Source organism: Sphaerisporangium perillae (genome assembly GCF_023276435.1).
Taxonomy (GTDB): domain Bacteria; phylum Actinomycetota; class Actinomycetes; order Streptosporangiales; family Streptosporangiaceae; genus Sphaerisporangium; species Sphaerisporangium perillae.
The window spans coordinates 56,363-69,852 of record NZ_JALLPO010000009.1 but is presented as its reverse complement, the minus strand read 5'-3'; the positions used below and the strand labels follow the sequence as shown (position 1 = coordinate 69,852).

General features: G+C 70.9%; 12 protein-coding genes. 11 read left to right on the top strand and 1 reads right to left on the bottom strand.

Going from position 1 to position 13,490, the window contains the following annotated elements:
- The first annotated feature begins 10 nt into the window (after positions 1 to 10).
- The 11 genes from pdxT to MYF83_RS10710 all read left to right on the top strand — a co-directional run bounded on the left by pdxT (position 11) and on the right by MYF83_RS10710 (position 12,067).
- Positions 11 to 601, top strand: coding sequence for a pyridoxal 5'-phosphate synthase glutaminase subunit PdxT (gene pdxT, locus MYF83_RS10760; RefSeq protein ID WP_248960102.1), 591 nt, complete (start codon positions 11 to 13; stop codon positions 599 to 601).
- A gap of 3 nt (positions 602 to 604) precedes the next feature.
- Complete coding sequence (locus MYF83_RS10755; protein WP_248960101.1) at positions 605 to 1,354, top strand: YebC/PmpR family DNA-binding transcriptional regulator; 750 nt, start codon at positions 605 to 607, stop codon at positions 1,352 to 1,354.
- Between the two features lie 176 nt (positions 1,355 to 1,530).
- Positions 1,531 to 2,697, top strand: coding sequence for a GNAT family N-acetyltransferase (locus MYF83_RS10750; RefSeq protein WP_248960100.1), 1,167 nt, complete (start codon positions 1,531 to 1,533; stop codon positions 2,695 to 2,697).
- Between the two features lie 116 nt (positions 2,698 to 2,813).
- Complete coding sequence (gene ruvC / locus MYF83_RS10745; protein WP_248960250.1) at positions 2,814 to 3,449, top strand: crossover junction endodeoxyribonuclease RuvC; 636 nt, start codon at positions 2,814 to 2,816, stop codon at positions 3,447 to 3,449.
- Positions 3,446 to 4,066 (top strand): Holliday junction branch migration protein RuvA, encoded by a 621-nt coding sequence (gene ruvA, locus MYF83_RS10740; RefSeq protein WP_248960099.1) that lies wholly within the window; start codon positions 3,446 to 3,448, stop codon positions 4,064 to 4,066. Before ruvC ends, ruvA begins: the two co-directional genes overlap by 4 nt.
- Positions 4,067 to 4,258: 192 nt before the next feature.
- A complete protein-coding gene (gene ruvB / locus MYF83_RS10735; protein ID WP_248960098.1) occupies positions 4,259 to 5,323 on the top strand; it encodes a Holliday junction branch migration DNA helicase RuvB in 1,065 nt (354 codons plus the stop codon).
- Between the two features lie 462 nt (positions 5,324 to 5,785).
- On the top strand, positions 5,786 to 6,139 hold the full coding sequence (yajC, locus tag MYF83_RS10730) for a preprotein translocase subunit YajC (RefSeq protein ID WP_248960097.1): 354 nt from the start codon (positions 5,786 to 5,788) through the stop codon (positions 6,137 to 6,139).
- An 81-nt stretch (positions 6,140 to 6,220) separates the two neighbouring features.
- Positions 6,221 to 7,972, top strand: coding sequence for a protein translocase subunit SecD (gene secD, locus MYF83_RS10725; protein WP_308201430.1), 1,752 nt, complete (start codon positions 6,221 to 6,223; stop codon positions 7,970 to 7,972).
- Positions 7,972 to 9,045 (top strand): protein translocase subunit SecF, encoded by a 1,074-nt coding sequence (secF, locus tag MYF83_RS10720; RefSeq protein WP_248960096.1) that lies wholly within the window; start codon positions 7,972 to 7,974, stop codon positions 9,043 to 9,045. The genes secD and secF overlap by 1 nt, the downstream gene beginning before the upstream one ends.
- 81 nt (positions 9,046 to 9,126) lie before the next feature.
- The gene (locus tag MYF83_RS10715) at positions 9,127 to 9,645 is read left to right on the top strand and encodes an adenine phosphoribosyltransferase (protein ID WP_248960095.1); all 519 of its coding nucleotides are present in this window, start codon (positions 9,127 to 9,129) and stop codon (positions 9,643 to 9,645) included.
- 235 nt (positions 9,646 to 9,880) lie between these two features.
- A complete protein-coding gene (locus MYF83_RS10710; RefSeq protein WP_248960094.1) occupies positions 9,881 to 12,067 on the top strand; it encodes a RelA/SpoT family protein in 2,187 nt (728 codons plus the stop codon).
- 177 nt (positions 12,068 to 12,244) lie between these two features.
- On the opposite strand, the gene MYF83_RS10705 is transcribed toward MYF83_RS10710, so the two are convergent.
- Positions 12,245 to 13,474 (bottom strand): DUF349 domain-containing protein, encoded by a 1,230-nt coding sequence (locus MYF83_RS10705; RefSeq protein ID WP_248960093.1) that lies wholly within the window; start codon positions 13,472 to 13,474, stop codon positions 12,245 to 12,247.
- Positions 13,475 to 13,490: the final 16 nt, after the last annotated feature.

The following is a 13,490-nucleotide window of genomic DNA, read 5'->3' as shown; positions in this document are numbered from 1 at the left end:
AGGAAGACCGGTGACCTCTGCGCCGACGATCGGCGTGCTCGCCCTCCAGGGCGACGTGCGTGAACACGCCCGCTCCCTCGAGGCGGCCGGAGCCAGGGCCGTGACCGTTCGCCGCCCGGCGGAGCTTGAGGCCGTGGACGCGCTGGTCGTGCCCGGCGGCGAGTCCACGACCATGTGGAAGCTCGCCGAGGCGTTCGAGCTGCTCGAACCGTTGCGGCTGCGCGTGAAGTCGGGCATGCCGACCTACGGCTCCTGCGCCGGGATGATCATGCTGGCCGACCGCATCGAAGGCGGCATCGAGGGCCAGCAGACCCTCGGCGGCCTCGACATGGTGGTGCGCCGTAACGCCTTCGGCCGCCAGGTCGACTCTTTTGAGGCATCCTTGGACTTCGCGGGACGCGGTCTGATGCGCGCCGTCTTCATCAGGGCCCCCTGGGTCGAGTCCGTCGGCGCGGATGTCGAGGTGCTGGGTCTGGCCGAGCCGGGGGATAGGATCGTCGCGGTCCGGCAGGGACCTCTGCTCGCGACGTCCTTCCACCCTGAGCTGACCGGGGACACGCGGGTTCATTCGTATTTTGTCGAGATGGTGAGGGAGCTCTAGCCGATGTCCGGCCACTCCAAATGGGCGACGACGAAGCACAAGAAGGCCGTGATTGACGCCAAGCGCGGCAAGCTCTTCGCGAAGCTCATCAAGAACATCGAGGTGGCGGCCCGTACCGGTGGCCCCGACCCTGAGGGCAACCCGACCCTCTACGACGCCATCCAGAAGGCACGCAAGAGCTCGGTGCCGGTGGACAACATCGAGCGCGCCCGCAAGCGGGGCGGCGGTCTTGAGGCGGGCGGCGCCGACTGGCAGACCATCATGTACGAGGGGTACGCGCCCGGCGGCGTCGCGGTGCTCGTCGAGTGCCTCACCGACAACCGCAACCGCGCGGCCTCCGAGGTCCGCGTGGCCATGACGCGCAACGGCGGCTCGATGGCCGACCCGGGCTCGGTGTCGTACATGTTCAACCGCAAGGGCGTCGTCATCGTCCCCAAGGGCGAGCTGAGCGAGGACGACGTGCTGACCGCCGTCCTGGACGCCGGCGCCGAGGAGGTCAACGACCTCGGCGACTCCTTCGAGGTCGTGTCCGAGGCCGGTGACCTCGTCCCGGTCCGCAAGGCGCTGCAGGACGCCGGCATCGACTACGACTCGGCCGAGAGCGGCTTCATGCCGACGCTGAGCGTCCCCCTCGACGAGGACGCCGCGCGCAAGGTCTTCCGCCTCATCGACGCCCTGGAGGACAGCGACGACGTGCAGAACGTCTACGCCAACTTCGAGGTCTCCGACGACGTGCTGGCCAAGCTCGACTAGATCCTCGGACGCGGGATGTCCGGCGGGGGACGGTCTTCTCCGTTCGCCGCCGACGTGCTCGCCGGCGCCGGTACGGCGGATCGCGGCGCGGTGGACGCGGCGCCGCCGTGCGGCGGCGCCGGTGGCCGGGAAAACGGTTCGACCTGGTCGGGGCGGTCGCCATAGGTTGGACCGTTGTGGAAATCCGTGATGTGACGGCCGGCGACCTCGACGCCGTGCTCGACAACCGCAAGCGCGCCTTCGGCCCCCTGCCCCCGAGCAGCGTCGAGCAGTGGCGCGAGATGGTGGCGCCGGTGCTCGCCGAGGGTCGCTACCTCGGCGTCTTCGACGGCGACCGCCTGATCGCCACCAGCAGGATCAACGACTACGAGCAGTGGTGGCATGGCCGTGCGGTGTCGATGGGCGGCGTCGCGAGCGTCACCGTCGCCCCGGAGGACCGCGGGCGCGGGGTGGGGCGTTTCCTCATGCAAGGCACGATCGAGCGCTGCGCCGAGCTCGGCCACGTCGTCTCCGCGCTCTATCCCGCGACCACCCCGCTGTACCGGAGCCTCGGTTACGAGCACGCCGGCGCCCGCAACCGCGTCACGCTGCGCACGGAGGCCCTCCGGGGGCTGGGCGCCCGCGAGGGCGGCGTCAAGCTGCGCAGATCGGTCCCCGACGACGCCCCCGAGCTGATGGGCACCCTCCGGCGCGTCTACGCCGCCACGCGCGCCTGCGGCCCGCTGGGCTGGGATGAGCGCTCCGTCCGGCGCCGGCTGTCGGACGAGGACGACTTCGGCTACCTGGCCGACGACGGCTTCGTCCTCTACCGCTGGCAGGAGGGGAACATCGACGTGGACAACCTGGTGGCCGGCTCGGAGACCACGGCGAGGGCGCTGTGGTCACTGGTCGGCACGGCCTCCTCCATCGCCACCACGGTGACCGCCAGCGTCGAGCCCGACGACCCGATGCTGTGGCTGCTGCGCGAGCGCTCGTACGACACGGTCGACCAGACCCGCTGGATGTTCCGGATCGTCGACCTGGCCTCCGCCGTCGCCGGGCGCGGGTACCCGGCCGGAGTCGAGGCCGACACCGTCGTCGAGGTGAACGACCCGCAGCGCCCGGCCAACTCCGGCGCCTGGCGCCTTTCGATCTCCGGCGGCGCCGGCACGGCCACCGCCACGACCGCGCCCGCCGGGCAGGAGACGTCCCGCCTCACCATCGGCGGCATGTCGGCCCTGTTCGCGGGCGTGCAGACCAGCGCCCTGCGCCGTGCCGGGCTGCTCACCGGCGGCACCCCCGCCGCAGACGACCTCCTCGGCGCCGCCTTCGCCGCCAAGCCGTACATGATCGACTACTTCTGACCGGGCCTCAGGCCGGGCGTGTCGGTGGTGCGCCGCCGCGGCGGCCGGGGTAGAGTGCGGGCCGAACAGGTGTTCGGCGTTCTTGGGAGGCGTGCGTGCCGGTGCGGCTGCCGGAGCTGCGGGTGATGGGGGTCGACCCCGGGCTGACCCGGTGCGGGCTCGGCGCCGTCGAAGGACGCGCGGGAGCCCCGCTGTCGCTGGTCAAGGTGGGCGTCGCCCGCACCCCCGCGGGCGACGACATCGGCGCGCGCCTGGTCGCGATCGAGGCCGAGATCGAGCGCTGGCTCGACGAGGTGAGACCCGACGCCGTCGCGGTCGAGCGGGTCTTCAGCCAGAGCAACCTGCGCACCGTCATGGGCACGGCCCAGGCCTCCGCCGTGGCGATCGTCTGCGCCGCCCGCCGGGGCCTGCCCGTCGCGCTGCACACGCCGTCGGAGGTGAAGGCCGCGATCACCGGGTACGGCAACGCCGACAAGGCCCAGGTGGGCGCGATGGTGACCCGCCTGCTCCGGCTCGACGCCATGCCCAAGCCGGCCGACGCCGCCGACGCGCTGGCCCTGGCCATCTGCCACATCTGGCGGGGCGGCACCCAGAACCGCCTGGCCGAGGCCCTCGCCAAGGCCAGGCCGGGCGCCTCACGTCTGCCCGGGGCCCGCCCGGCGAGGAGGCCTTCCCCGACCGGTGAGGCCGCCGCGGCCGGTGACGTGCCGGGCGGCGGTCCCGCCCGGCCCTCGAAGGGAGCGGCCCTGTGATCGCGTCGGTCTCCGGCCGCGTCGCGGCCCTCGCCCCCGACTCGGCGGTGGTCGAGGTGGGCGGCGTCGGCATCCTGGTCCACTGCACGCCCGGCACGCTGGGGACCCTCCGGGTGGGGGAGCAGGCCCGGCTGGCCACCTCGCTGGTGGTCCGCGAGGAGTCCCTGACCCTCTACGGCTTCACCACCGACGACGAGCGCGTGGTCTTCGAGCTGGTGCAGACCGCCTCGGGCGTCGGCCCGAGGCTCGCGCTCGCGATGCTCGCCGTCCACGCGCCGAACGCTCTGCGGGTCGCGGTCGCCGCCGCCGATGTCAAGGCGCTCACCATGGTCCCCGGCATCGGGCAGAAGGGGGCGCAGCGCATCATCCTGGAGCTGAAGGACAAGCTCGGCACCCCGGACGCGGCCGTCGCCGCCGCGCTCAACGGCCAGGCGAGCAAGCCCGCCTGGCGCGAGCAGGTGCACTCCGGCCTCGTCGGGCTCGGCTACTCGGCCAGGGACGCCGACGAGGCGATCGCGATCGTGACGCCCGAGGCCGACGCGGAGCTCGCCGCGGGGCGCACCCCGGCGGTCGCGGCCCTGCTGAAGGCGGCCCTGCGGGCCCTGAGCGTGCGATAGGCGCCGCCCGATGAGCCGAGTGTGGACAGGGCGCCGCGCGATCAGCCGGGTGCGCGACAGGCGCCGCCTGATGAGCCGGGTGTGCGATAGGGGCGGGCTGATGAGCCGGGTGTGCGACGAGGCCCTGCCTGTGACGCCAGTGTGTGATGGAGGCCCGCCGGTGAGCGGTGCGCAGGCGATGGGAGCCGCGCGATGAGCCTTGAGCGAGATCATCTGGTGTCCCCGGACGCGGAGCCGGACGAGCAGGCGATCGAGTCCGCGTTGCGGCCCAAGCGGCTGAGCGAGTTCATCGGCCAGGGCCGGGTGCGCGAGCAGCTGTCCCTGGTGCTCGAAAGCGCGGTGCGCCGGGGCCGGCCGCCCGACCACGTCCTGATGAGCGGCTCGCCGGGTCTCGGCAAGACCACCCTCGCCATGATCATCGCAGCGGAGCTCGGCATGCCCCTGCGGCTGACCTCCGGGCCGGCCCTGGAGCGGGCGGGCGACCTCGCGGCGATCCTGTCGACCCTGTCGGAGGGCGAGGTGCTGTTCATCGACGAGATCCACCGCATGGCCCGCCCCGCCGAGGAGATGCTCTACCTCGCCATGGAGGACTTCCGGGTCGACATCGTGGTCGGCAAGGGGCCGGGGGCGACCGCCATCCCGCTGGAGATCGCCCCCTTCACCCTGGTCGGGGCCACGACCCGCGCCGGCCTGCTGCCCGCCCCGCTGCGCGACCGGTTCGGCTTCGTCGCCCACATGGACTTCTACGACGTGGCGGAGCTCGAGCAGGTACTGCGCCGGTCGGCGCGGCTGCTGGCGCTTGGTCTTCCCGACGAGGGCGGGCACGAGATCGCCCGGAGGTCCAGGGGCACGCCGCGCATCGCCAACCGCCTGCTCCGCCGGGTGCGCGACTTCGCGGAGGTCCGCACCGAAGGCGTCATCACCAGGGACATCGCCTCCGCCGCGCTCAACCTCTACGAGGTGGACGCCGAAGGGCTCGACCGGCTCGACCGCGCCGTCCTCGGCGCGCTGCTGCGCAAGTTCGGCGGCGGCCCGGTGGGGCTGTCCACGCTGGCCGTGGCCGTGGGCGAGGAGCCCGAGACCGTGGAGGTCGTCGCCGAGCCCTTCCTGGTACGGCAGGGCCTGCTCGCCCGGACGCCGCGCGGGCGGGTGGCGACGGCGTCGGCCTGGTCGCATCTCGGCCTGACCCCTCCGCCGGACGCTTTCGGCGCGACGGCCCAGCGGGCGCTGTTCGACGATCCCGGGCAGGGGCCCTGATCCGGCGGCGGGCCCGGACGCCCGGCGGTCGGCGGGTCACCGCGGTCGCCGCCGGCCGCGTCGTCCCGGTCGTCTCCACCGGGGCCGGCGGTATCCTTACTGCGGGTCTTGACAACGGTTCCGGGCGGATCCAGCGCCGCGGCGACCCTGGCGGGGGCCCTCGCCGTGCCCGGTGAGCCGCTCCCGGGGAGGTGGCGGGCACGGGCGGCAGGAAGTCCCTGAAAGTTTCAAGCTCGCTGTATCACGCGGTCACAGATCGGTGACAACGGGAACTTTCCAGCGTGCCGGAGCGTGGGTTCGTTGCCGGGCTTTGACAAGCTCGCCTAAACTCCGTGGCTTGGCTGGCTGTGTACGCTGACATGATCAGAGTGTGGCCGTGCCGATCGAGCCGCCAGACCTCCGGCGCCAGGCCGGTCAGTTCTTAACCGGAAGGAAAGCCCCGTGCAGGGCCTTGGATCGTTCGTGCCACTGATCTTGCTGGTCGTGGTGTTTTACTTCCTGCTCATCCGCCCGCAGCGCAAGCGGCAGCAGGAGCAGGCGCAGATGCAGAGCAGCCTGACCCCCGGCACCCGGGTGATGACCACCACCGGCCTGTTCGCGACCGTCACCGCCGTCGAGGACGACGATGTGCTCATGGAGATCGCGCCGGGCGTCGAGACCCGGTGGACCAAGGGGGCCATCGGCCGCGTGCTCGTCCCGGTCGAGGAGGAGACGGTGGACAATGAAGACGGCGAGCCGGACACGGTCACCGACGTGAAGCCGATGGACGCCCCGGAGGTCCGGGGAGACGAAGGCTCGACCGACAAGAAGTCCTGAGTAGGCTCACCGCAAACCCCTTGACGAAAGAACTGACCACCAGTGGCCCCATCGACCAGTAGCCAGAGCAAGCCGGGACGTGTGCTCCTGGCGCTCCTGGCGCTCATTCTCGCCATGGGCGGGGTGATGCTCCTGCAGAAGGCCTTCGTGCCCAAGTTCGGCCTCGACCTCGCCGGTGGCACCACGGTGACGCTGTCACCGAAGACCCAGAGCGGCGCGGCTCCCTCCCAGGAGAGCCTCGACTTGGCCGTCAACATCATCCGCGAGCGGGTGAACGGCACGGGCATCTCCGACGCCGAGGTCGCGAAGTCGGGTGACAACATCGTCATCTCGGTTCCCGGCGCCGGGCAGGACGAGGTCGTCGGGCTCGTAGGCACCACGGCCGAGCTGCGCTTCCGTCAAGTGCTCGCGGTGGCCGCGGCCGCCCCCGTGCCGGACAAGCTGCCGACCTCGCCGGCGACGCCCCAGCCGTCCGGCAGCGGCAGCCCGGCGCCCACGGGCAAGGGCTCGGCCAAGCCGACCGCGACCGCCCAGCCGTCGTCGACCGCCAAGCCGGCGCCAAGCGGCACGCCCGCGGGCCGGGCGCTGTCGTCGGCGCTGACCGCTCCGACGCCCGCTCCGTCCGCGTCCTCGTCGGGCAAGGCGACGGGCAAGGCGACCCCCGAGCCGAGCGCCTCGGCTCCGTCGGGCCAGCCCAGCGTGCAGCCCACCGACTCCGCGGACGACCCGCTCGCCGGCGTCGACTTCACCGGCGTCGACCCGGCCGTGGCCGAGCAGTTCAAGAAGCTCGACTGCACCAAGAAGGACCGCGGCCAGGGCGTCCAGGACGACGCGAACAAGCAGCTCGCGGCGTGCAGCGACGACGGCACCGCCAAGTACATCCTGGAGAAGGCGGCGGTGAAGGGCACGGAGGTCTCCGGCGCCCAGTCCGGCGTCGACTCCACCACCGGCGAGTGGATCGTCTCGGTCAACTTCAAGAGCCAGGGCGCCAGCCAGTTCGCGAAGATCACCGGTGAGATCACGAGCGCGCCCCAGCCGCGCAACCAGCTCGCCATGGTGCTGGACGGCGTCGTCATCTCGGCTCCCGTCATCGAGGAGCCCATCCCCGGCGGCCAGGCCCGCATCTCCGGCAGCTTCACCCAGAAGACCGCCACCGACCTGGCCAGCCAGCTCAAGTACGGCGCGCTGCCGCTGAAGTTCGTGCAGAGCTCGATCGAGGAGGTCTCCGGCACGCTGGGGGCCGACCAGCTCAGGGGCGGCCTGCTCGCGGGCGCCATCGGCCTGATCCTCGTGGTGCTCTACTCGCTGTTCTACTACCGGGGCCTCGGCCTGGTCGCGGTGGCGAGCCTCGGGGTGGCGACGATCCTGACGTACGGGACCGTGGTCATCCTCGGCCACAACGCCAACTTCCGGCTCTCGCTGCCGCACATCATCGGCCTGATCGTCTCGATCGGCATCACCGCCGACTCCTTCATCGTCTACTTCGAGCGCATGCGCGACGAGATGAAGGAAGGCAGGCGGTCGCTCCGGGTGGCGGTCGAGGTCGCCTGGGTGCGCGCGCGGCGCACGATCCTGATCGCCGACGCGGTCATGTTCATCGCCGCGGTGGTGCTCTACTTCCTGGCCGTCGGCGGCGTCGCCGGGTTCGCCTTCGCGATGGGCCTGACCACGCTGATCGACATCGCCGTGGTGTTCCTGTTCACCAAGCCGTTCGTGGCGCTGATGGCCAAGCTGCCGTTCTTCGCCAAGGGGCACAAGCTCTCGGGCATCGACGCCGAGCGCATGGGACGCGAGACGTCCACCGCCCGCACGACCGTTCCGCAGGAGGGCTGATGTCGCGCATCGGTACGATCGGGCGCCGCCTCTACCGCGGCGAGGTCAACATCGACTTCGTCGGCCGGTACAAGCTCTGGTCCGTCCTGTCCGGAACGCTGCTGCTGATCTCGATCGTCGGCCTGCTGGTCCAGGGGCTCAACCTGGGCATCGAGTTCAAGGGCGGCTCGGTGTTCAGCTTCACCAAGCCGGCGGCCTCCTCCATCGAGGACGTCCGCTCCACGGTGGAGGGCGCCGGCGCGCACCAGGTGATCGTGCAGGAGGCCGGAACGCGCTGGCGGGTCACCACCCAGAGCCTGCCGGCGGCGGAGGTGACCAAGGTCCAGGACGCCATCTCCGCGAAGTACAAGATCGCCGGTCACGAGGTCGACAAGCAGATCATCGGCGCCACCTGGGGTGGTGAGGTGCTCAACAAGGCCGTCATCGGCCTGATCGTCTTCATGATCGCGATCATCCTGTACCTCACGATGGCCTTCGAGTGGAAAATGGCGCTGGCCGCGGTGGTCGCGCTGATCCACGACCTGATCATCACCGCCGGCATCTACGCGTGGTCGGGGTTCGAGGTGACGCCGGCGACCATGCTGGGCTTCCTCACGATCCTCGGTTACTCGCTGTACGACGCGGTCGTCGTGTTCGACATGATCAAGGAGGTCACCGCCAAGCTCGGCACGACCGCCAAGATGACCTACACCGAGGCCGCGAACAACGCGCTGAACCACACGCTGATCCGCTCCCTGAACACCTCGCTGGTGGCGATCCTGCCGGTCGCGGCGATCCTGTTCATCGGCACCACGCTGTTCGGCGCGGGCACGCTGAAGGACCTGTCGCTGGCCCTGTTCGTCGGCATGATCGTCGGCACGTACTCCTCGCTGTGCGTGGCGACCCCGCTGCTGGTGAACCTCAAGGAGCGCGAGCCGAAGTACATGGCGATCGCCAAGCGGCTCGCCGGCAAGTCCTCGCCGGTGAAGGACGCCGTCCCCGCGGGCGGCAAGGGCAAGGGCAAGGAGCACGCCGCCGCCACCACGGGCTCGGCGAACGGGGCGGTGGCCACGGACAAGCGCAAGAAGCGCTAGCAGCCGAGGCGGTTCCCCACGGCGCCCCCGTGAGCTGGTATCACGGGGGCGCTTCATTGCCGTTTGGAAGGAAAGCCCCCTATGACCGACCTCACCACGACGATCCTCGACCGCATCAGGGACGTCCCGGACTATCCCCAGGCCGGTGTCGTCTTCAAGGACATCACGCCACTGCTCGGCGACCACGTCGCGTTCTGCGCGGTGATCGACGCCCTGGCCGACGAACTCGCGGTCGACAAGGTCGTCGGCATCGAGGCCCGCGGCTTCATCCTGGCCGCGCCGGTCGCGTACCGGGCCGGCGCGGGATTTGTGCCTGTCCGTAAAAAGGGCAAACTCCCTGCCGAGACGCTCGAAGCGTCCTACGATCTGGAGTACGGCTCCGCCGTCATCGAAGTGCACCGCGACGCCTTCTCTCCGGGCGACCGGGTTCTCATCGTCGATGACGTGCTCGCCACGGGCGGCACCGCCCAGGCGACGGTGGAGCTGGTCAGCCGGGCGGGCGCCCACGTCGTGGGCGTGTCCGTGCTGATGGAACTAGCCTTCCTCAAGGGGCGCGACCGTCTGCCGGACGTCGACGTGCGCGCCCTGGTGGCCGTCTGATCGACTCCTCCGCGAGGTCGGCGTCCCCAGCGTGGATACACTGGAGGATCTGGACTCGACGTGAGGAGTCTGAGTGCCCCGTGATGTGGCCTTGCCCGAAGTGACCGACACCCCTGAGCCGGTTTCCGCGCCCGCGGACGAAACGGGTTTAGCCACGTCCGCAGGCACGGACGACAAACCGGCGCCTGCCGTACGCCGCAGGCTTTCCCGGTTCGGGGGGCAGTGGGGTGGCGCGATGAATCCGGTTCTGGAACCGCTTTTCAAGACGGTCCGGGCCACCCATCCCAAGGCCGACCTGCGCCTGATCGAGCGTGCCTACGACGTGGCCGCCTACCACCATCGCGATCAGAAGCGAAAGAGCGGCGACCCGTACATCACCCACCCGCTCGCGGTGGCGACGATCCTGGCCGAGCTCGGCACCGACGACGAGACCCTGTGCGCGGCGCTGCTCCACGACACCGTCGAGGACACCGCCTACGGCCTCGATGAGCTGAGCGCGGACTTCGGAGAGAACATCTCGCTGCTGGTCGACGGGGTCACCAAGCTCGACAAGGTGAAGTTCGGCGACGCCGCGCAGGCCGAGACCGTCCGCAAGATGGTCGTGGCGATGTCGCGCGACATCCGGGTGCTGGTCATCAAGCTCGCCGACCGCCTGCACAACATGCGCACCCTGCGCTACCTGCCGAGGCACAAGCAGGAGCAGAAGGCCCGCGAGACGCTGGAGATCTTCGCGCCGCTGGCCCACCGGCTCGGCATGAACACCATCAAGTGGGAGCTCGAGGATCTCGCCTTCGGGATGCTCTACCCCAAGCGGTACGACGAGATCGCCCGCATGGTGTCCGAGCGCGCGCCCCGCCGCGACCTGTTCCTGCAGGAGGTGATCGAGAAGGTCTCCGCCGACCTGCGGGAGGCCAAGATCCGCGCGACGGTCAAGGGCAGGCCCAAGCACTACTACTCGATCTACCAGAAGATGATCGCGCGTGAGGTCGCGTTCGACGACATCTACGACCTGGTGGGCATCCGCGTGCTGGTCGACACGGTGCGCGACTGCTACGCGGCGCTCGGAACGATCCACGCGCGGTGGAACCCGGTGCCCGGCCGGTTCAAGGACTACATCGCGATGCCCAAGTTCAACATGTACCAGTCGCTGCACACGACGGTCATCGGGCCCGAGGGCAAGCCGGTGGAGCTGCAGATCCGCACCCGGGCGATGCACCACCGCGCTGAGTACGGCGTGGCGGCCCACTGGAAGTACAAGGAGGAGATCGGCGCCTCCGGCCCCGCCGGAGCCCGCATGAAGACCGCGGGGGACATGGCCTGGCTCCGCCAGCTCCTCGACTGGCAGAAGGAGACCTCCGACCCTGGCGAGTTCCTGGAGTCGCTGAGGTTCGACCTGTCGGTGTCGGAGGTGTTCGTCTTCACCCCGCGCGGCCAGGTGATCGCGCTTCCCGAGGGCGCCACGCCGGTCGACTTCGCCTACGCCGTGCACACCGAGGTCGGCCACCGGTGCATCGGCGCCCGCGTGAACGGCCGGCTGGTGCCGCTGGAGTCGCGGCTGAGCAACGGCGACGCCGTCGAGATCTTCACCTCCAAGTCACCCGACGCGGGCCCCTCCCGTGACTGGCTGAAGTTCGTCAAGAGCGGCCGGGCGCGCAACAAGATCCGTCAGTGGTTCTCCAAGGAGCGCCGCGAGACGGCGATCGAGGCGGGCAAGGAGGCCATCGGCCGGGCCATGCGCAAGCAGGGCCTCCCGTTGCAGCGCCTGATGTCCGGAGAGAGCCTCCTGGCGCTCGCCAGGGACCTTCGCTACCCCGATGTCTCGGCGCTCTACGCGGCCGTCGGAGAGGGCCACACAGGCGCGCAGTCGGTCGTCGAGAAGCTCGTCCAGTCGCTCGGCGGAGTGGACGCCGCCGAGGAGGACATCGCCGAGGCGGCGGTGCCGACCAAGATGCGGGGCCGCCCGCGCACCGGCACCAACGCCGGGGTGATCGTGGCGGGTGACTCCGATGTCTGGGTACGCCTGTCGCGCTGTTGCACGCCGGTGCCCGGCGACGAGATCGTGGGGTTCGTGACGCGGGGGCACGGGGTGTCGGTGCACCGCACCAACTGCCCCAACATCGAGCAGCTCAGGTCCGAGCCGGACCGGCTGGTCGAGGTGAGCTGGTCGCCCAGCGACGACTCGGTGTTCCTGGTGGCCATCCAGGTGGAGGCGCTCGACCGGCCCCGCCTGCTGTCGGACGTCACCCGTATGCTGTCCGACCAGCACGTGAACATCCTGTCGGCCTCGGTGACCACCTCGCGCGACCGCACCGCGGTCAGCAAGTTCACCTTCGAGATGGGCGATCCCAAGCACCTGGGTCACGTCCTGAAGGCGGTCCGCAACATCCAGGGCGTCTACGACGTCTACCGCGTCACCAACTGATCACGCGGGGCGGTCAGGAGGGCCCTCGCGGGGCGGTCAGGAGGGCCGGGGGCGGGGAGAAGGAGCCGATCGGGGCGCGGGGAAGAGCTCGGGGCGTTTCTGGCGGGACCGGCAAGGTCCCCGCCGGGTGAGGCCCGGGGCCGCCCCCCCGATGGGCGGGACCCGGGATCGGGCCGGTCAGGAGAACTCGGCGAGGGTGCGCTCGGCCTCCTCCAGCCACGAGCGGCGGGCGGCGATGGCCTCCTCGGCCTCCTTGACGTCCTTGTCCTTACCTGCGGCGCCGGCCTTGGCCAGGCGTCCTTCGAGCTGCTCGATGGACCTGCGCAGCTGGTCGACGGTGTTCTGCGCGCGGGCGCGGGCCTCGGGGTTGGACCGCTTCCACTCGGCCTCCTCGGCCTTGCGCACGGCCTCGTCGATGCGGCGCAGCCCGCCCTCCAGCTTGTCCCTGGACTCGCGCGGCACCGGCCCGACGGACTCCCAGCGCTCGAGCACGCCGCGCAGCGCGGCGCGCGCGGCCCGGGCGTCGGTGACCGGCAGGATGCGCTCGGCGTCGGCGAGGATGCGCTCCTTGGCCTCGGCGTTCTCGCGGAGCGAGGCGTCACGCTCGGCGAACACCGCGGAGCGGGCCTGGAAGAACAGATCCTGGGCCCCCTTGAAGCGGGTCCACAGGTCGTCCTCGGCCTCCCGGGAGGCCCGCCCGGCGGTCTTCCACTGGCGCATGAGCTCGCGGTAGGCCGAGGCGGTCTCGCCCCAGTCGGTGGAGGCGGCCAGGGCCTCGGCCTCGGCGACGATGCGCTCCTTGACGCTGCGCACCGACTCCCGCTGCTCGTCCAGGCCGGCGAAGTAGGACTTGCGCCGCTTGGCGAAGGCCGTGCGGGCGGCCGACAGCCGCTTCCACAGGGCCGCCTCGGTGACCCGGTCGATGCGTTCGGCGGCCTTCCACTCCTCGACGAGCTGGCGCAGCCGCTCACCGCCGGACTTCCAGTGAGTGGTGTCCTCGGCGATGCGCTCGGCCTCGGCGACGATGCGTTCCTTGATCTCCCGCGACTGGGCGCGTGCCTGGTCGCGGGCGGCCTTGACCTCCTCACGGCGCTTGCCGACCAGTTCGCTGAGCGCCGAGAGACGGCCCTCCAGCGCGGCCAGGTCGCCGACCGCGTGCGCCTCCGCGATCGACTCGCGCAGCTTGACGATCGTCGCCTCCGCCTGGGCGGGTGGCAGGTCGGTGCCGCGGAGCCGCTGTTCCAGCAGTTCCACCTGGGTCGCCAGCTCGTCGTACTTGCGATGGAAGTAGGCGAGGGCCTCTTCCGGTTCACCGGCCTGCCAGGACCCGACGGCCCGTTCTCCCTCAGCCGTACGTACGTAGACGGTGCCGTCGTCGTCTACCCGGCCCCACGGGTCGGTGCTCACCGTGTCCTCCCGCACT

Coding starts and splice junctions, on each gene's coding strand:
- MYF83_RS10755 (WP_248960101.1), top strand. CDS start 605: ATGTCCGGCCACTCCAAATGGGCGACGACGAAGCACAAGAAGGCCGTG.
- secF (WP_248960096.1), top strand. CDS start 7,972: ATGTCGCGCATCGGTACGATCGGGCGCCGCCTCTACCGCGGCGAGGTC.
- MYF83_RS10715 (WP_248960095.1), top strand. CDS start 9,127: ATGACCGACCTCACCACGACGATCCTCGACCGCATCAGGGACGTCCCG.
- MYF83_RS10710 (WP_248960094.1), top strand. CDS start 9,881: ATGAATCCGGTTCTGGAACCGCTTTTCAAGACGGTCCGGGCCACCCAT.
- ruvB (WP_248960098.1), top strand. CDS start 4,259: ATGAGCCTTGAGCGAGATCATCTGGTGTCCCCGGACGCGGAGCCGGAC.